16 protein-coding genes are annotated in these 18,910 nt (G+C 62.5%); 7 read left to right on the top strand and 9 right to left on the bottom strand.

Translation table 11 applies throughout. The annotated features are described in order from the left end of the window. Positions 1-118 precede the first annotated feature (118 nt). Positions 119-739: a TetR/AcrR family transcriptional regulator gene (locus HMPREF2757_RS00645; protein ID WP_218079060.1), complete on the top strand. Its 621-nt coding sequence runs from the start codon at positions 119-121 to the stop codon at positions 737-739. After that, complete coding sequence (locus HMPREF2757_RS00650) at positions 736-2,388, top strand: MDR family MFS transporter (protein WP_070572417.1); 1,653 nt, start codon at positions 736-738, stop codon at positions 2,386-2,388. The genes HMPREF2757_RS00645 and HMPREF2757_RS00650 overlap by 4 nt, the downstream gene beginning before the upstream one ends. A gap of 49 nt (positions 2,389-2,437) precedes the next feature. Here HMPREF2757_RS00650 and glpK read toward each other — a convergent pair whose 3' ends face one another. The 6 genes from glpK to HMPREF2757_RS00680 all read right to left on the bottom strand — a co-directional run bounded on the left by glpK (position 2,438) and on the right by HMPREF2757_RS00680 (position 10,128). After that, on the bottom strand, positions 2,438-3,913 hold the full coding sequence (gene glpK, locus HMPREF2757_RS00655) for a glycerol kinase GlpK (RefSeq protein ID WP_070572419.1): 1,476 nt from the start codon (positions 3,911-3,913) through the stop codon (positions 2,438-2,440). A 2-nt stretch (positions 3,914-3,915) separates the two neighbouring features. Continuing rightward, a complete protein-coding gene (locus tag HMPREF2757_RS00660; protein ID WP_070572420.1) occupies positions 3,916-5,355 on the bottom strand; it encodes a glyceraldehyde-3-phosphate dehydrogenase in 1,440 nt (479 codons plus the stop codon). A 39-nt stretch (positions 5,356-5,394) separates the two neighbouring features. Then, positions 5,395-6,078 carry a DNA-3-methyladenine glycosylase gene (locus HMPREF2757_RS00665; RefSeq protein WP_141750128.1) on the bottom strand — a complete coding sequence of 228 codons (684 nt, stop codon included), beginning with the start codon at positions 6,076-6,078 and terminating at the stop codon, positions 5,395-5,397. A 1-nt stretch (position 6,079) separates the two neighbouring features. Continuing rightward, entirely contained in the window at positions 6,080-7,117 is a 1,038-nt protein-coding gene (locus HMPREF2757_RS00670; RefSeq protein WP_070572422.1) for a YhjD/YihY/BrkB family envelope integrity protein, read from the bottom strand. A gap of 10 nt (positions 7,118-7,127) precedes the next feature. Then, positions 7,128-8,240, bottom strand: a complete 1,113-nt coding sequence (ppk2, locus tag HMPREF2757_RS00675) for a polyphosphate kinase 2 (RefSeq protein ID WP_070572424.1) — start codon at positions 8,238-8,240, stop codon at positions 7,128-7,130. Positions 8,241-8,325: 85 nt separating this feature from the next. Next, positions 8,326-10,128, bottom strand: a complete 1,803-nt coding sequence (locus tag HMPREF2757_RS00680; protein ID WP_070572426.1) for an AMP-dependent synthetase/ligase — start codon at positions 10,126-10,128, stop codon at positions 8,326-8,328. Between the two features lie 145 nt (positions 10,129-10,273). Here HMPREF2757_RS00680 and leuS point away from each other — a divergent pair, with 145 nt between their 5' ends. Further along, on the top strand, positions 10,274-13,147 hold the full coding sequence (gene leuS, locus HMPREF2757_RS00685) for a leucine--tRNA ligase (protein ID WP_070572428.1): 2,874 nt from the start codon (positions 10,274-10,276) through the stop codon (positions 13,145-13,147). Positions 13,148-13,265: 118 nt separating this feature from the next. Beyond that, on the top strand, positions 13,266-14,093 hold the full coding sequence (nadE, locus tag HMPREF2757_RS00690) for an ammonia-dependent NAD(+) synthetase (protein WP_070572430.1): 828 nt from the start codon (positions 13,266-13,268) through the stop codon (positions 14,091-14,093). Between the two features lie 18 nt (positions 14,094-14,111). Here the strand turns inward: nadE and HMPREF2757_RS00695 are convergent, their stop codons facing one another. Genes HMPREF2757_RS00695 through HMPREF2757_RS00705 form a run of 3 tightly spaced genes read right to left on the bottom strand, consistent with a single transcriptional unit; the run spans position 14,112 to position 15,594 of the window. Further along, a complete protein-coding gene (locus HMPREF2757_RS00695) occupies positions 14,112-14,477 on the bottom strand; it encodes a fluoride efflux transporter FluC (protein WP_070572432.1) in 366 nt (121 codons plus the stop codon). Then, entirely contained in the window at positions 14,474-14,902 is a 429-nt protein-coding gene (locus HMPREF2757_RS00700) for a CrcB family protein (protein ID WP_141750120.1), read from the bottom strand. The genes HMPREF2757_RS00695 and HMPREF2757_RS00700 overlap by 4 nt, the downstream gene beginning before the upstream one ends. Next, positions 14,899-15,594, bottom strand: a complete 696-nt coding sequence (locus tag HMPREF2757_RS00705) for a hypothetical protein (RefSeq protein WP_141750121.1) — start codon at positions 15,592-15,594, stop codon at positions 14,899-14,901. The genes HMPREF2757_RS00700 and HMPREF2757_RS00705 overlap by 4 nt, the downstream gene beginning before the upstream one ends. A gap of 72 nt (positions 15,595-15,666) precedes the next feature. Here HMPREF2757_RS00705 and HMPREF2757_RS00710 point away from each other — a divergent pair, with 72 nt between their 5' ends. From HMPREF2757_RS00710 to HMPREF2757_RS00720, 3 genes are all read left to right on the top strand, one after another. Beyond that, positions 15,667-17,067, top strand: coding sequence for a UDP-glucose dehydrogenase family protein (locus HMPREF2757_RS00710; protein ID WP_083304026.1), 1,401 nt, complete (start codon positions 15,667-15,669; stop codon positions 17,065-17,067). A 49-nt stretch (positions 17,068-17,116) separates the two neighbouring features. After that, positions 17,117-18,046, top strand: coding sequence for a DegV family protein (locus HMPREF2757_RS00715; RefSeq protein ID WP_176745860.1), 930 nt, complete (start codon positions 17,117-17,119; stop codon positions 18,044-18,046). A 108-nt stretch (positions 18,047-18,154) separates the two neighbouring features. Next, positions 18,155-18,871 (top strand): helix-hairpin-helix domain-containing protein, encoded by a 717-nt coding sequence (locus tag HMPREF2757_RS00720; RefSeq protein ID WP_070572442.1) that lies wholly within the window; start codon positions 18,155-18,157, stop codon positions 18,869-18,871. Positions 18,872-18,910: the final 39 nt, after the last annotated feature.

Genomic DNA, 18,910 nt, shown 5'->3' on the forward strand with positions numbered 1-18,910 from the left:
CGGCATGTGAGCTGACCGGTGCGTGTGGGGCAGCGGGCTTTCAGTCCGGGCTTCGATATATGTGCGGCGGCAGAAATTGCAGTTGATGCAAGTTTGCAGTGACTGCATAATAGTGAGTGTGACTGAACAGGATTCGCTTCGCGTGCGCAAACAGAACGCCACTCGATCGGCGCTCCACGCTGCCGCCGTCGACCTCGTCTACGCAGAGTCCTTGGAAAAGGTGACCACCGCGCAGATTGCCCAGACCGCAGGCGTGTCACCGCGCACGTTCTTCAACTACTTCGAAACAAAAGAAGACGCCATCGTCGGCATCAGCGATCAGACCCTCAATCCGCAGCGGCTGGCTGAGTATGTGTCGGACTGCCCGCCGAAGGGCAGCCCGCTGGAGGACGTGTCGGCGGTGATGCGCTCGGTGTACAGCCGCATCGGCGGTGACGCGGTGGACAGAGACAAGCGCAAAGCGGTGCTGCGTCGCTATCCGATGCTGGTTCGGCGCAATGTGGAGATTGCCCGCGGCATTGAAATACATCTGGCCGAGCAGATAGCCGACCGTGTTGAAAGCCTCGGAGTGCAGCTGCCCGACGGTGACCGCACGGTTGTGGGGCGCATGATCATCCGCGTGTGCTCTGTGCCCCTGGCTCTTGCCTATCAGCTCAGCGGTGAGAGCCAGGAAGAATTCGACCGGGCGTTTGCCGACACGGTTGCACTGTGCGGACAGCTTTTGGAAAGGATGAAATGACCGACGACACTGCTGTAGCTGCCGCTGAAGATTCCGGCAGCGCAATCGGCGCCGATGCCGGTGAGGACTCTGCTGAGAGCATGTCGCGCGGTGCCGTGCTGTGGGTGTTTGTCGGCCTGCTCGTGGCGATGTTCATGTTCTCGCTGAACCAGACGGTTCTGGCAACGGCGCTGCCGACCATCGTGGGAGAACTCGACGGCTGGGACAGCATGCTGTGGGTCTCAACCGCGTTTATGCTCGCTTCAACCGCGACAATGCCGGCGTACGGCAAAATCGGCGACCTGTTCGGCCGCAAGCCGCTGTTCATCGTGGCGATTTCGGTTTTCATCCTGGGGTCCGTCATCGCCCTGTTCGCCGACTCGATGGCCATGCTGATCACCGGACGGGTTTTTCAGGGACTCGGCGGGGGAGGACTCATGACGCTTTCGCAGGCGATCATCGCAACGATCGTGCCGGCGCGCAGCCGCGGCAAGTACATGGGGATCATGGGCTCGGCCTTTGCCGTGTCGTCTGTTGCCGGGCCGCTGTTGGGCGGTTGGATCACCGAGGGCCCGGGGTGGCGGTGGGCTTTTGCCATCAACCTGCCCTTGGGTGCCCTGGCTCTTCTGACAGCTGTCTTCCTGCTGAAGCTCCCGCACCAAAAGGCGGCCCAGCGGCCCCACATTGACGGCGGCGGGATGATGCTCATCGTGGTCTTCACCACGTGCCTCGTGCTGCTGTCAGCCTGGGGCGGTCACCAGTACGCGTGGACGGATCCGGTCATCATCGGCTTGGGTGCTGCGTCATTGATCTCAGCGGCGGTCTTCGTGTTCGTCGAATGCAGAGTCACCGAGCCGATCGTGCCCATGTCCCTGTTCGCTGATCGCAATTTCACACTGTGCACGATCGCGGGTGTCTTCATCGGCGTGGCCATGTTCGGCGTCCTGTCGTATATGCCGACCTACCTGCAGATGGTGCACGGTGTCGAAGCAGCGCGTGCGGGACTGATGATGACCCCGATGATGGGCTGTGTGCTCATTGTGTCGACGTCAATCGGCTTTGTCGTTTCCCGCTGGGGCCGCTACAAGATCTATCCGATCATCGGTGCTGTCGTCATGGGAACAGCGCTGTTCTTCATGTCGCGCATGCACCCGGATGATCCCGCTGTCATTCCCATTGCCGAACTGGCAATGCTGGGTGCGGGAATCGGGCTGTCAATGCAGCTGCTGGTGTTGATTGTGCAGAACTCTTTTCCGGTGAGCATGGTCGGCACTGCAACAGCGTCGAATAACTTCTTCCGCCAGATCGGCGCGACCTTGGGCATGTCGGTCATCGGATCGGTGTTCACTGCCAGGCTCATGGCGAACCTCGCCGAATCCCTTCCCGTCAAGGCGAAGGGTGCGGCAGACGCTTCGGCTCAGCTGACTCCGGCAAAAGCGGCTGAACTTCCCGCACCCGTTCACGATGCGGTCATCGCGTCCTACAACGACGCTTTGGTGCCGATCTTCCTGTGGGTAGTTCCGCTGCTGGCCATTGCGGCGGTGATTCTGCTGTTCGTCAAAGAGATTCCACTGGCCACACGGGTCGGCCAGCAGGGGAAGACGCGCACCACCCTGGGCGACAGCGCAGAGGTGGGCTCCGCCTCGTCGGCTTCGGCAGGTGCGCACTAGCCGGAAGTCGGCGCGCACCCAGCCGAAATCGCCGACGGAACCCACGCCCTCAAACCCAGCCGAGGGAGCGCTCGACCGCCTGAGACCAGCGGGTCATCCGGGCCTGTGCCCAGTCGCGATCACGCTCGGGCTGGAACGTGCGGTCGGCTGACCACAGCTCGGTGAGTTCATCAAGATTCGAATAGAGGCCGCAGCCGAGTCCCGCTGCAAACGCAGCGCCCAAAGCAGTCGATTCCGAGGTGGAGGACCGGATGACCGGAGTGCCCAGGAGGTCTGCCTGGAACTGCATGAGCAGATCATTCAGACTCATACCGCCATCGGCGCGGATTTCGCTGATGTCGTAGCCCGAATCGGCCCGCATGGCGGCGAGCACTTCCGCAGTCTGATAGGCGGTTGACTCTAAGGCGGCTCGGGCAATGTGCCCGCGACCGGCAAAGCGGGTCAGCCCCACCAGAACACCCCGTGCATCGGGCCGCCAGTGCGGAGCCAGCAGACCGGAGAAAGCCGGAACCAGGTAGACATCGCCGTTGTCGCTGACAGAGCGAGCCAGCAATTCGATTTCATCCGAGGACTGCACCAGGCCCAAGTTGTCGCGCAGCCACTGGATGAGCGATCCCGCCACCGCAATAGAGCCTTCCAGCGCGTAGGTCAGCTGACTGCCTTCGTGACCGTAGGCGACGGTCGATACGAGTCCGCTGTCAGAACTCGGGATGTCGGTGCCGGTATTGGTCAGCAGAAAACCGCCCGTGCCGTAGGTGTTCTTGGTATCACCGGGACGGTAACAGCACTGGCCGAACGCGGCCGCCTGCTGGTCGCCCAGAACACCGGTGATCGGCGTGCCGCGCAGCAGCTGGCCCTCAGAGACCTCACCAAAGAAGCCCACCGACGGCTTGATCTCCGGCAGTATCACCCGCGGAATTCCTGTGAGCTCGAGCATCCTGTCGGACCACTGGCCGGTGCGCAGATCCATGAGCATGGTGCGCGAAGCGTTCGTGACGTCCGTTGCGTGCACTCCGCCGGTCAGATTCCAGATCAGCCACGAATCGATCGTGCCGAAGGCCAGTTCCCCAGCTTCGGCACGGGCTCGAAGACCGTCGTCCTCGCGCAGCATCCACATGAGCTTGACGGCTGAAAAATACGTGTTGACGGGCAGGCCCGTGATGGCGCGGCTTTCATCAGTGTGCTCGGTGAGCGTTTCGGCGATGTCGGTGCCCCGTCCGTCCTGCCAGACAATCGCCGGACCCACGGGAGCACCTGTCTGTCTGTCCCACAGGACCGTGGTTTCGCGCTGATTGGTGATTCCGACGGCGCGAATATCGTCCTTTGTGAGACGAGCGCGGCCCAAAGCCGCGCCGATCACCTGGCTGGAGGTCAGCCAGATCTCCTGGGCGTCGTGTTCGACCCAGCCGGGCTGCGGGAAGCTTTGGGTGAATTCGCTGGACGCAGAAGCGACCGTGCGGCCATCTTCGGAAAAGATGACCGCACGGGTGCTCGTCGTCCCCTCATCGAGGGCGAGCAGATACATGATCAGTCGTTGCCGGGCAGCGAAGGGGCCTGAACTCCGGCCATAACGGCGAGGCAGCGGACAACCTGCCAGGAGTAGCCGTACTCGTTGTCATACCAGATGTAGACGACAGCGCGGTCGCCGTCGACAATCGTGGCCAGACCGTCGACGATGCCGGCACGGTGAGAGCCCACGAAGTCAGTCGAGACGACTTCGGGACTTGCGATGTAGTCAATCTGGTTGCGCAATGGCGAATCCAGCGAAACATCGCGCAGGTGGGTGTTGAGTTCGTCCTTGGTGGTGGCCTTGTCCAGGTTGAGGTTGAGGATGGCCATCGAAACGTTCGGGGTGGGAACGCGGATGGCGTTGCCGGACAGTTTGCCCTCCAGTTCCGGCAGGGCCTTGGCTACGGCCTTTGCGGCACCGGTTTCGGTCAGAACCATGTTGAGGCCGGCTGCGCGGCCGCGGCGTGCTCCCTTGTGGAAGTTGTCGATGAGGTTCTGGTCGTTGGTGAACGCGTGCACGGTTTCCACGTGCCCGTTGCGGATGCCGAAGCTGTCGTTGATGACCTTCAGCGTGGGCGTGATGGCGTTGGTGGTGCACGATGCCGCCGACAGGATGGTGTCGGAGTCTTCAATGTCTGCGGTGTTGACGCCGTAGACGATGTTCTTGATATCGCCCTTGCCCGGTGCGGTGAGGATGACCTTGCTGACGCCCTTGGACTTCAGGTGCTGGTTGAGCCCAGCTTCGTCACGCCACACACCGGTGTTGTCGACGATGATGGCGTCGTTGATGCCGTAGGCGGTGTAGTCGACGCTTGCGGGGTCCGACGAGTAGATGACGTTGATGAGAACGCCGTTGGCCTGAATGGTGCTGTTTTCTTCGTCGACGACGATGTTGCCGTCGAATTTGCCGTGCACAGAGTCGCGACGCAGCAGCGAGGCGCGCTTGATGATGTCGTCGTCAGAGCCCTTGCGGACCACGATGGCGCGCAGGTTCAGCCCGTTGCCGCCTGCCTGCTGAACGAGGATGCGGGCCAGCAGACGGCCGATCCGCCCGAAGCCGTACAGCACGACGTCACGCGGAGCCGGCGACTTTCCGGCCTTGCCGACAGCGTCAGCCAGTTCGCCCCGGAGGTATTCTTCGAGGCTGCTGCTCTGTGCCTGAAAGCCGGAGGTCAGGCGGCCCAGATCGATGGTGCTTTCACCCAGATCGAGGGTTTCGAGGACGCCTGCGACTTCAGCTGCGGTGCTGAGGTCAAGTTCGACGCCGTTATTGTGGTGTCGCGCGTAGCGGGCGGCCTTGATGATGCCGTTGACCGATTTGTTCTGCAGAGTCCGACCGAAGATGGTCAGCTGTACGCGGTTGTTGCGGTAGAGGCGGCCGACAGCGGGAAGAAGCTGTTCGGCGGCTTCTGCTTTCGCATTCCATTCGCTCAGGCGCTTCTCGGTAAGCTCACTCACCCTGGGGGTTCCTTCCTTTGGCTGATAATCGGGATCATTCTACTGGGGAGGCGGCCCTATCGCCCAGTCGCCCGCAGGGCGGACGTGACGTCCCGCGCGGAATTTCGAAACGGATGGTTCGCCGTCAATCCAGTAGCGCCACGGAAAGACCGCCGGGTCGCCTCCTTGGCCGCCGACTCCCACGCGCGGGCCGTTTCTCACGAGGTGCCGGTCCGGCTGTTCGCTCCCCAAACGCAGGTGCCACTCACCGGGGCTGATGAGGTCTGCTCCGTCGTCGTCGCGGTCGGCTCCAAGCGCCTGTGCCAGATTGCCCGGGCCAGAAGCCAGCAGGCGGTGGGGGACCGGCGTGGACCGGCGGGCCATGCGGCGCTGCTGGGCAAGGTCTTCGCCCTCGAGAATTTCGCCGGAGCGGATGAGCACTCCCGTGCCACACCCTGCGCGGTCGGCAACGAGGTTGATGGAAAAGTGCATCCCGTAGATGAAATAGCAGTACAGGTGTCCGCCGGAGCGGAACATCGTCTGATTGCGCTCAGTCTTGCCGTTGAAGGCGTGGGAGCCGGGGTCGGCGCTTCCGACGTAGGCCTCGACCTCGGTGATGCGCAGTGCGACGGTGCCGTCTGCGTCGCTGTGGATGAGCACGCGGCCAAGAAGATCCGGCGCCAGGGAAAGCGCGGGGCGGAGGAAGAAGTCTTCCTCCGCCCGCAGACCGTGCGTGTTGATCAGCTCAGCGCTTTTCTTCGTAGCGTTTGAGGCCCAGAATGGTTGCCGCGACGATGCCCGTCCCGACGACCAGGGCGCCCAGGTGGGCAACAACCGACGGCGGTTCGATGTTCTCCCGCTGGGAGACGGTCTTCGGGTCTTCGCTCACTCGTCCGAACACGGGGGCTTCTGCGCTCGTTCCCATCCAGGCGGCAACTACCAGGATGATGCGGGCGAAGAGGTTCATCGACAGCATGATCGCAATGACCGGGCCGAACAGAGCAGCCGTTGGAGACCCGGAGAACAGCGAAATGAGCACGGTTGCCAGATTGAGCAGCACCGTCAGGGCAATCGCACCGAACAGCGAACCGAGCATGAGCGTGCGCTTGGGCAGCGGATGAGCCGGAATCGCCCAGAAGATGAACATGAACAGAACCCAGCCCAGGCCCAGTGTCAGCAGGATCGTGACGATGTTGAGCACTGGGGCCGCCCAGCCGGGCAGCTGGAACAGTTCGGCGATGAAGGACTGCAGACCGGTGCCGATCACGGTGCCTGCGATTGTCAGGCCCGTGAGGATGAGGATCCCGATGAGTGTTCCGATGTTCGTGATCACCCGAACGGGGAACGCCTGCTTGGGAATCTCACCCATATCGGCAGCCAGCTGAGCGCGGATGGCGTCTTTGAGGTTGCCGATGAATCCCTGTGCGGTGTAGAGCGCCGAGAGGATACCGACGATGCCGACGGCCTTCCAGTTGGAAATGAAGTTCGTCAGCATCTCGGCCATTTCGTCGCTTGAGCCAAGCGAGCTTTCGATGTAGTCGTTGACGGTTTCGACCGCTTCTGGACGGACGACGTCAAGGAAGAATCCGAGAGCAGAGAAGGCGAACATGAGGATCGGGATCATGGCGAGCACGAGGAAGTACGTGATCGCCGCACCGAACTGGTTGCCCAAGCGGGCCCCGAAGCGGGCCATCGCCCGAATGATGTGGGCGATGGCCGGACGGGCCGTCAGCGGGACCGAATATTCGTCTTCGCTTTTCTTGTCCGTCAGAAGCTGAGTCATAGGTTCCTAATCAGATCTCGAGGGTGTCGAATCGCACGCCCGGTGTTTCGCCCGAATCGTAGATGTCGAAGCGGGATCCGAGAATGAGGGGATCGGGTGCGGTTGCGATTTCTTCGTCCTTGCCAGGGTAGTCAAACTGGTTGAGCACGTGGCGGATCGCTTCGAGTCGGGCGCGCTTCTTGTCGTTCGATTTCACGACGGTCCACGGGGCTGCCGCGGTGTCAGTGTAGAAGAACATGGCGTCCTTGGCCTCGGTGTAGGAGTCCCACTTGTCGAGGCTTGCAAGGTCAGTCGGTGAGAGCTTCCACTGGCGGACCGGGTCGTTGCTGCGCGAAGCGAAGCGGTGCAGCTGCTCCTCCCGTCCCACGGAGAACCAGAACTTGACCAGTTTGATGCCGGAGTTCACGAGCATGTTCTCAAACTGCGGGGCCGAGCGGGTGAAGTCGAGGTACTCTTCCGGCGAGCAGTAGCCCATGACGCGCTCAACGCCGGCGCGGTTGTACCAGGACCTGTCGAACAGCACCATTTCACCGGCGGCCGGCAGGTGGTAGACGTAGCGCTGGAAGTACCACTGGGTCTGTTCGCGCTCCGTGGGCTTTTCGAGTGCGACGACCCGGGCGCCGCGGGGGTTGAGGTGCTCCATGAACCGCTTGATGGTTCCGCCCTTGCCTGCGGCGTCGCGGCCTTCGAAGATGATGACGAGCTTCTGCCCGCTTTCCTTGATCCAGGTCTGCAGCTTCAGCAGCTCAATCTGCAGGGCGCGCTTGGTGCGTTCGTATTCCTTGCGGCTGAGCTTTTCGTCGTACGGATAGTTGATCTTCCACGCGTCCGACTTGGGACCCTTGCGCTTTTCCAGGCTGTTGCGCAGCGAGCGGATCGAGTCGATTTCGTTGGCGAAGTCCGGTACGCCGTCTGGTGTGAGGGTGAACTCGGCGTCAGTGTCAGGCTTTGTGGTCTGTGTCTTGTCGGAGGCCGCAGCCTTGTCAGCTGCCCGTGCCGAAGATGCGGGCTTCTGCGCGGCTGCTGCGGATTCAGATTTCGCCGAAGTCTTGTCGGCGGCGTCTGCCGGTTTTTTGGCCGAGGTGGCGGAGGGTTTGCGGGAGGCGTCGTTTTGAGCGTTCATAGTTCTATCTTAGAGAATTCACAGGGTTCATGGAGCATCTGCTCGTGGAGCAGAAGCGTGTGTCTTGCCGCGTGATCTCAGCTGATCACCCGGCTGGTTTCTGCTGCGCGTAGATCTCGTCAATGGTTTCGGCGAAGTCGCGCGTGACCAGGTGGCGTTTGACTGACTGCTTGGCTGACAGGTAGTCGTTCTCCACGGTCAGTTCGACCGGCAGAATGCGGAAGGCGCGGATCGACTCGGCGCGCGAAACGGTTTTGTTTGCCCGGTCGATGGCCTTCTGGACTGCGTGCTGCACGCGTTCGTGCTTTGCGGCCTCTTCCAACGACATGTTCGGCAGGCCTTTGCTTTCAAGCCAGCCGGGCAGCATTTCCGAATCGAGGAAGATGAGCGCGGAAACGAACTTCTGTCCTTCGCCGATCACAACCGGCTGGCCCACAGCTGGGTGGCGCCGGATGATGTCCTCCATGGGAGCCGGAGCGACGTTCTTGCCTCCGGCGGTGACGATGAGCTCCTTTTTGCGGCCGGTGATGGTGATGAAGCCGTCTTCGTCAATTGACCCCATGTCGCCGGTGCGGAACCATCCGTCGACGAAGCTGTTCTTGGTGGCTTCGTCGTTGTGCAGGTAGTCCTTGAACACGCACAGTCCCTTGGCGAGGATTTCGCCGTCGGGAGCAAGTGCTACGGAGCAGCCCGGAAATGGGGTGCCGACCGTGCCGATGCGGCTGAGCCCCGGGGTGTTGACGCTGATGGGCGCGGTGGTCTCCGTTAAGCCGTAGCCTTCGAGAACGTCGATGCCGACTCCGGCGAAGAAGTGGCCCAGGCGGGTGCCCAGGGGGCCGCCGCCGGAAACTGCGTGGGCGGCCTGGCCTCCGAGGATCTTGCGCAGTTTGCTGTAGACGAGCTTGTCGAAAAGGGCGTGCTGCATTTTCAGGCCGAGTGGGACCTTGCCCTTGGACTTGGCTTCCGAATAGGCGACGGCGACGTTCTCCGCGGCGCTGAACACCTTGCCCTTGCCGGAGGTTTCGGCGTTCTGCAGCGCGGCGTTGAACACCTTTTCGAAGACTCGCGGCACACCCAGGATGAACGTGGGGCGGAACAGGCCGAGTGATTCGGTGAGTTTGGTCAGATCGGCTTCGTGCGCCAGCACTGCGCCCTGGATGATGCACGCCGTTTGGATGAAGCGGGCGAAGACGTGTGCCGTGGGCAGGAACAGCAGGCAGCGCGCTCCGGGGTAGAAGACTTCCGGGACGTGTGCGCGGGCTGCCTGTGTCGTCTGCACGAAATTGGCGTGGGTGAGTTCGCAGCCGCGGGGTTTGCCCGTGGTGCCCGACGTGTAGATGATCGTGGCGACATCAGCCTGCTGGATGGCCGAGCGGTGTGCGCTGAGCTCGTCGTCGCTGACCGACCGGCCTTCGGCGATGAGCTCTGTGCAGCCGCCGTCCCAGACGAAGACTTCGATGTTGTCTGCGGCCGCTTCGCGCAGGCGCTGCGCGTATTCGTCGTCTTGGGCAAGGGCGATTGTGACGCCGGCGTCTTCGAGGATCCAGGCGACCTGATCGCGGCTTGATGTGTCGTAGAACGGTACGGAAATGCCGCCGGCGAAGCTGATCGCGAAGTCCATGACGGTCCAGTAGTAGCTGGTGGGACCGAAGATGCCCACGCGTACGCCCGGGCCGACTCCGCGCTTCATGAGGCCCTTTGCGCGCGCCACGACGTCGGTGAAGAATTCACGTGCGCTGACTTCTTCTTCGCGTCCGCTCTCCAGGCGGCTGAGCAGATGCGCTTCGGGGTCGATTTCGACTCGGGCGGTCAGGGAATCGGGGATGGTCGACGTGGTGTCAAGCTCGAATTCCAGCGGCGTCGACGACATCGGCATCATCAGCGTCATGCAATCTCCTTCGAATGGTTATTGCCATCGTATTGGTCTCACGGCGCATGCGCACCTTGGCGGACATGTCGGACACGCTGAGCGTTTGTCTGTGCCTGTGCATAGAATTGGCCGCGACCCACAGTGTTCACCTGGAAGGACCCCGATGACGTCTACGTCGCCCAAGCCCGCTTCTTTTCGGTATGACGCGGCTCTTGCCGAAAAGATCGAAAAGAAGTGGCAGCGTCGGTGGCAGGAGCAGCAGACCTTCGCAGCTCCCAATCCCAAGGGTGATCTCGCAGAGTCGATCAACGGCTTCTCCGCAGAAGACCGCGAACCGGTCTACATCATGGACATGTTTCCGTATCCCTCCGGTGCCGGGCTGCACGTGGGCCACCCGCTGGGCTACGTGTCGACTGACACCTACGGCCGGTTCCTGCGCATGCGCGGCAAGAACGTCATGCACGCGCTGGGCTACGACGCCTTTGGGCTTCCAGCAGAACAGTATGCACTGCAGACGGGCCAACATCCGCGTGTGACGACCGATGCTGCGATTGCCAACATGCAGAAGCAGCTGTTCCGCATGGGCCTGGCACACGACCCTCGCCGTTCTTTCGCCACAACGGATCCCGCGTTCGTCAAGTGGACGCAGTGGATCTTCCTGCAGGTCTTCAATTCTTGGTACGACCCCGAAGCTGATGGGGGACGAGGCGCCGCTCGCCCGATCTCGGAGCTTGTGACCCAGTTCGAGCAGGGTCGTGACACCGGCCGGGGCCCGTGGTCAGAGCTGAGCTCGGCAGAACGTGAAGAGGTGCTGCAGGGATACCGCTTGGCCTATATTTCAGAGTCTCCTGTCAACTGGTGTCCGGGCCTGGGAACTGTGCTCGCAAACGAAGAGGTCACGGCCGAAGGCCTGTCGGAGCGCGGGAACTTCCCTGTGTACACGCGCAGTCTGCGGCAGTGGAACATGCGCATCACCGCCTATGCCGACCGTCTGGCCGACGATCTCGACAAGGTCGACTGGCCCGATGCGATCAAGGCCATGCAGCGCAACTGGATTGGCCGTTCGACCGGTGCCTTCCTGCGCTATGAGCCGCAGACCGAGGGCTTGGAGTGCATCGAGGTCTACACGTCGCGCGCCGACACGGTGTTTGGCGGAACGTTCCTCGTTCTTTCGCCGGAGCACCCGCTCGTTGAGTCATACACGGCCGACCAGTGGCCGGCGCAGACCCCCGACGCTTGGAAGGGCGGTAAGAGCACCCCGGCTGAGGCAGTAGAGGAATATCAGCGCTGGGCAGCTGGGCGCACCCCCGTGGAGCGCCAACAGGATAAGAACAAGACCGGTGTCTTCACCGGCACGTACTCGACGAACCCGGCAACGGGGCAGCTGATCCCGGTGTTCATCGCCGACTATGTGCTCATGGGCTACGGCACGGGCGCCGTCATGGGTGTTCCTGCTGAAGACCCCCGCGACTGGGACTTCGCGAAGGTGTTCGACCTGCCGTATATCCGCACGGTCCAGCCTGACGCCGAACACGACGAAGATTCCGCCTATCAGGGCGAAGGTGAGAAGATCAATTCAGCCAATGCTGAGATCGACGTCAACGGCCTGGAAGTGGAAGCCGCGAAAGCCGCTGTCGTCGAATGGCTGGCAGGTCAGGGCCTTGCTGAGGAAACCACGCAGTACCGTCTGCGCGACTGGCTTTTCTCCCGCCAGCGCTACTGGGGTGAGCCGTTCCCCATCGTCTATGACGAAGACGGTGTTCCGCACGCCCTGCCGGAAGAGCAGCTGCCCGTCGACCTGCCGGAAATGGACGACTTCTCTCCGCGCACCTTTGATGCTGACGACGCGGCTTCGGAACCCGAACCTCCGCTGGGTCGCAAAGAAGAGTGGGTCAATGTCACCCTCGACTTGGGCGATGGTCCCAAGCAGTACCGCCGTGAAACCAACACCATGCCCAACTGGGCGGGATCGTCGTGGTACCAGCTGCGCTACGCCGACCCGACAAATGATGACGCCGCTGTCGATCCGGTCAACGAGGCCTACTGGCTGGGGCCGACTGCCGAGCGCCCCGCCGGGGGTGCCGGTCTGTACGTCGGCGGTGTCGAACACGCTGTCCTGCACCTGCTCTACGCCCGCTTCTGGCACAAGGTTCTGTTCGACCTGGGACACATTTCGTCGTCCGAGCCGTTCCACCGCCTGGTCAACCAGGGGTATATCCAGGCCTATGCCTACACGGATGCGCGCGGGGTCTACGTGCCCGCGGCAGATGTCGAAGAGCGCACGGACGATGCCGGCGAAACCACCTACTGGTACGAAGGTGAGGAAGTCAGCCGCGAATACGGCAAGATGGGCAAATCGCTCAAGAACGTCGTCACACCGGACGAAATGTATGCGGCCTTCGGCGCTGACACTTTCCGAGTCTACGAAATGTCGATGGGCCCGCTGACCATGTCGCGCCCCTGGGAAACACGCGCTGTCGTCGGTTCGCAGCGTTTCCTGCAGCGGCTGTGGCGCCTGGTCGTGGATGAAGACTCCGGCGAACTGCTGGTCACTGACGACGCTGCGGACGAAGAGACCCTGCGCGCCATGCACACTGCGATCTCCGGTGTCACTGAAGACATGGAGAACATGCACTTCAACACCGCCGTGGCCAAACTCATTGTTCTCACCAACCACCTCACCAAGGCGGGCGAGGCGCCGCGGGAAGCCGTCGAAGCTCTCGTGCAGATGACGGGTCCCTTGGCGCCGCACATTGCTGAAGAACTGTGGGAGCGTTTGGGACACGAAGAAACCCTGGCCTACCGCGCATTCCCAGAAGCCGATGAGTGCTACCTCAAAGCTGAGACCGTGACCGCAGTGGTGCAGGTCAAGGGCAAGGTGCGCGACCGGCTTCAAGTTCCTGCTGACATCACGGAGGAAGAGCTTGAGAAGCTCGCCATCGAATCACCTGGAGCCCAGCGATCACTGGCAGGTACTGGGCTTCGCCGCGTGATCGTCAAGGCTCCCAAGCTCGTCAATCTGGTGCCGGACGCCTAAGACTCCACCGGCTGCCTGTGACGCAGGCCGTCTGCTGTTGTGAAACTCACACCCGCAGACGGCCTGTTTGCGTGCTGACAAATTGGTGTGAATTCTTCTTCGGGCTACCGTTGTGCCCATGACTAGGCTTGCTGACAAAATCCGGGCTTCCCTGGCAGTGAAGTCGTCCATCGAACCGCGTGACGAAATCGCTGTGCGCGTGCAGTTCCTTGTCGACTACTGCCTGACAACGGGAGCTCGCGGCTTCGTGCTGGGGATTTCCGGCGGCCAAGACTCCACACTCGCCGGGCGCATGTGCCAGATGGCAGCCGAGAAGCTCCGTTCGCTCGGCGAAGAGGTTGCCTTCACCGCCGTGCGGCTGCCCTACCGCGTCCAGTCTGATCACGAAGACGTGCAGCTTGCCATGGACTTCATCCAGCCGGACAAAGACGTCGACTTCAACATCGGCAGCTGCGTCGACGCTCTGGCAGACGAATTCACTTCGGCCCTGGGTGAGCCGATGAGCGATTTCAATCGCGGCAACGTCAAAGCGCGCATCCGCATGGCCGCGCAGTACGCCATTGCCGGAGCATCCGGTCAGCTCGTTGTCGGCTCAGACCACGCCGCCGAAGCTGTCACCGGCTTCTATACGAAGTTCGGCGACGGGGGAGCGGACGTCATGCCGCTGTCCGGGCTGACCAAACGTCAGGGTCGGGCCCTTTTGGAAGAAATGGGAGCCCCCGCCCGCCTGTACGAAAAGACGCCGACGGCTGATCTTCTGGACGACGCCCCCGGACAGTCGGACGAAGAGGCACTCGGTGTGAGCTACCGGGAGATCGACACGTACCTCGAAGGCGGCGAGGTGCCCGAAGACGTTGCGATGAAGATCGAACAGCTCTTCATGCGCAGTCGACACAAGCGCACCGTGCCGGTGGCTCCGCACACCGACTGGTGGATCCGATGCTGAGTTCGGGTGCCGGGCGGCTCAGCTGAACAGCCGGAAGAACACCCATGCCCCGCCGCCGCAGAAGACAGCGGTGGCAGCGCAGTAGCTCACCGCAAGCACAGTTCGGCGGGTGATGAGCATCTGCACCGTCGATACCATCAGTGTTGAGAAGGTTGTGAAGCCGCCAAGGAAACCTGTTGAGACCACGGTGAGCGGCACCTCGTGCCCGGTCAGACAAGCCGCGGCGGCCCCCGCGGCACAGCTGCCGATGACATTGACCACGAAGATGCCCACCGGCCAGGCCGGTGAGCGAAACAGGCGTGAGAGAGCGGTATCGAGAAGAAAGCGCGCGGCGGCTCCGAGACCCCCGGCGCCGCACACGAGGGCGAAAACAGGCCCGCTCATGATGACCTTTCGAACCGGTTGCCAACCATGATTCCAACTGCGACTGCCACAAGCCCAGCCGTGGCTGACAGCAGCGGGTACACCGCGGACCCGGTCAGAAAGCTGTGCACAGCTATTGCGGACGTGCTTGAGAAAGCACCGGCCAAACCGGTGCCCAGCCCCAGGCGCAGGAGCGAGTGCGGTGCCAGCAGCGAAGGGCGAGCACAGATGAACGCGAGCAGACCACACGCCAGTGTGTTGGCAATCAGCACAGCCCAGTCAGCGTCGAACAGGATCCCCAAACCTGCGCGCGCAGCAGTGCCGACTGCACCGCCGAGGAACACTGCTGCGGTTCTGCTGAACAGTCCTGCAGCAGGTGGGATCCCGGCCGCCGACGCTGGGCGAGCAGAGCCGGGAGGATAGGCGGCCTGTCCAGCCGGACTCACAGGAGGTCAGCTTCGAGCACTGCCCGCTCAAAGGCCGCCCGCGCGCCCAACAGATTCTGGGAGAGGGTGTCGCCTGCGTTGGCCGCGGCAGCGAACTCACGCCATCCGCCTTCTCTGGTGTCGCCGGGAATGATCGACCGGACGCCGTCGGCTTCGGCAGTTTCAGACTTCAGCCAGGCGTGCAGATCGCGTGCGGCGCGGAAAACGTCCATAAAAGCGGTGTGCACGGCCGCATCGGCGAATGACTGCTTGGCTGACGAGCTGAGGAAGTCATCAAGCTGCGCGGCACCTTCGGCCGGAAGGTCCTGACCACGATTGATGCGGAGGTTTTCCATGAGCGGACTGTCCGCGGAGAAGACCTCGAGCAGCTTCTGTGCTGCGGGAGCGTCCGGTTGATCGTCTTCGGGCAGTGCCGCAGCGTAGTAGATGGTGTTTTCGACTTTGCGGGCTTCCGCGATCTCGGCATTGAGAGCATCAATGCGGTCCTGGGTGCGGGCCCATTCCAAGCTCATTCCGACAGTGCCGGCCAGAATCGCCAAACCGGTGAGCACAATGATGAGGCCGATGACAACACCGGCGGCACCTGGGAAGATGACAGCCGCGACGATTCCCACAACGACAAGGACAATACCGGTGACCGCAATGAGCAGCGCCGACAGGGAATTCACGAGAAAGTCGGTAAAACGCATCACACCGTCCACTTTAGTACGGCTGCCCGTGGGACTATGGGAAGCAGAACTGAACACCTGCGAGGAGAGGGTCAATTGACTCACATTTCGGTCATCGGCTGTGGTTATCTCGGCGCGGTGCACGCTGCCGCTATGGCTTCTGTCGGACACACCGTCATCGGCGTCGACACGGACACACAGAAGCTGCAGAAGCTGGAAAACTACCAGCCGCCGTTCTTCGAACCCGGCCTTGCTGAGCTTCTCGAGGCCGGACAAGCCGAACAGTCAGCTGGAAACGAAGGCGCGGACGGAACTTCGCAGCGCCTGTTGTTCACATCGGACATTTCACGTGCGGCCGAAGCCAGCGTCCACTTCATCTGCGTGGGCACGCCTCAGTCACAAGACAGCAATGCCGCTGATATGACCTATGTGAACTCCGCGATCAACGACCTCATGCCCCACCTCAAACCGGGTGACCTGGTGGTGGGTAAGTCGACCGTGCCGGTCGGTTCGGCAGCTGAACTGGCCAAGAAGGTCGCACCGACCGGGGCGAAGCTGGCCTGGAACCCCGAATTTCTGCGCGAAGGCCACGCGGTGGAAGACACTCTGCGGCCCGACAGGATCATCTACGGAGTAGAAAGCGGCAGCGAAGACGACCCCGCCGTGGCAATTCTCGATCAGGTGTACGCGCACAACCTGCGCGGTGGTGAGGCCGGTGCCGCTGGCGAGGTGGGTGTTGCCGGTGAGGCGGGGGCAGTGACCCCGCGGATCGTCATGGACTACCAGACAGCCGAGTTGGTCAAAACAGCTGCGAACTCCTTCCTGGCGACCAAGATTTCTTTCATCAACGCGATGGCGGAGCTGTGTGAAACCGCCGGCGGTGACGTTGCTGTGTTGGCGGACGCCATCGGCATGGACAAGCGCATTGGACGGCGCTTCCTCAACGCGGGGTTGGGCTTCGGCGGAGGCTGCCTGCCGAAGGACATCCGCGCCTTCATCGCCCGTGCCGACGAGCTCGGAGTCGAACAGGCCGTGAGCTTCCTGCGGGAGGTCGACAGCATCAACCTGCGCAGGCGCGCCCGCATGGTCGACCTGACACGCGAAGCACTCGGCGGAGACCTCTCCGGCAAGCGGATAGCGGTGCTGGGCATCGCGTTCAAACCCAACACCGACGATGTTCGGGACTCTCCCGCGCTCGATGTCGCTGAGCGCCTGGAACAGGCCGGTGCTCAGGTCGTCATCACCGATCCGGAAGCCATTGAGAACGCCCGCCGCCGTGATCCTGAACTGACTTACGCCCCAGACCTGACAGAAGCCCTCACCGGGGCTGACGGTGTTGTCCTGCTGACGGAATGGCCGCAGTACAAGAATCTCGACCCTGTGGCGGCGGGCGAACTCGTTGCGCAGAAGATCATCGTCGACGGCCGCAATGTCGTCGACCGCAGGGCATACCGCGAAGCCGGCTGGACGGTCCGCGGCCTGGGCAGGCAGGAATGAACTCTGCGGCAATGAGCTCTGCAGCAAGCCGCGAGTGCGGGACTGTGCTGTGATCGGACTGATTCTCGATTCAACCGTGCGGTTGAGCGATGCTGACCGTGAAGAGCTCGACCGCGCTTTCGCCGGTCGGGTGCACTCGGTCGATCTTACGGTCACGGTCGATGAAGCCGAGTTCCAGGATTCACAGCTGGATCCATCTGAGCTGTGCTCGCGTATGCGCGGCGGAAGCACCGTCCGGACCTCAATGCCCGCGGTCGAGGACTTCGCCGCAGCAATTCGCGAACAGCTGGACGGCGGAGCCGACGAGGTCATCATCATCACGCTGTCAGCGGAGATGTCCGGCACGTACAGGGCCGCCACAGCCGCTGCGGCGCAGGTTGCGCAGGAACGCGGGCTTGAGGCTGACGGCGGTGGGTCTGAGGGTACTGTCGGCATCCGTGTGATCGACTCCCAGACAGCCAGCGCAGGCTCCGTCGGCATCGCCCACTGGGCGGCCGCGAATGCACACTTGGGATTGACTGCTTGCGGCGATGCCTGCGAGAAAGCCGCCGCACAGTTCAGCGCAACCTGCTTTGTCCCCGAAACACTGGAGTACCTGCACAGGGGAGGAAGAATCGGCGGCGCAGCGGCTCTGTTCGGACGCGCACTGAAGATCGTGCCCGTCTTGCAGGTGCACGAAGGTCGCGTAGAACCGGCCGCGCGAGTCCGCACCACCGCAAAGGCCGCCCGCCGCGCAGTCGACGAAGCAACCGCCGCCGTGGCCGAAATGCGGACGCGTGAAGGGGCGGAGAACCTGCGGGTGCAGGCGACCGTTCTGCACCCCGAAGGCACGGCCGATGAGGGCAGCGCGCTCTTCCGCGCCATTCTTCAGGCCGCACGCGCGCAGTGGGAGCACGTGGACACCGCGGTTCTGTCGACTGTTGTGACAGCCCATGTGGGCCCCGGGTCCGCCGGCATTGAAGTCCGGCTGGTGCCCTAGGGCGTGCCTGAAACCTCGGGGAGCACTTAGGCGCTACCCTCTGTGGATGATTCCACGCTGTCCACAGGCACCCAGCGGGGTGCGGTTCGGTGGGGTTGAATACGGTGCATGAAACGCTCACCAGAAGACAGGCTGGGCTCTCTGCGTGAGAGCTCCGCGCAGGGATGGCAACCCGAAGACGACGTCGACGACATTGCCGACCTGCTGCCGAAAAGCCGCCCGCTGCCGCGGCGTACGGTTATTGTGGCGCTTATGATCATCGTTCTCATCGCTCTGTGCGTTTTCGGCTATCTCAGGACACGGGGCAGCAGCCAACCGCAGGCGGCGGAAATCACGGCGGAGCCGACAGAACAGGCAACCGTGCAGGTGCACGTTGCCGGGGCCGTCAAGAAACCAGGTGTGGTTACGCTCAGCGGACAAGCCCGGGTTGTTGATGCGCTCGATGCCGTCGGCGGGACGAAGAAGAATGCAGACCTCACCCAGGTCAACCTCGCTAGGGTCGTCAAAGACGGCGAACAGATAGTTGTACCGGAGATCGCAGACGACTCCGGCCCCAACGGTCCGCAAGCACCGAGCGGGGCGACTGGTGGTGGCACCGGGGCGGCTTCTGGCAGCACAGCGACAGGTGCAGGGCAGAAGATCAACATCAATTCCGCCTCGGCAGCAGAACTTGAGAACCTTCCGGGCATCGGTCCTGTCACGGCGGCTGCGATTGTTGCGCACCGGGAGGAGAATGGGCCCTTCGCCTCGGTGGATGCGCTGACAGAAGTGTCAGGCATAGGGGAGGCGACCCTTGCGAAGATCAAACCGAACGCCACCGTCTGAGCACTTCTTTCGATATGGCCTGAAGTATCCCGTCACCTT

Source organism: Brevibacterium sp. HMSC063G07, from assembly GCF_001810665.1.
In the GTDB taxonomy this organism is placed as follows: domain Bacteria; phylum Actinomycetota; class Actinomycetes; order Actinomycetales; family Brevibacteriaceae; genus Brevibacterium.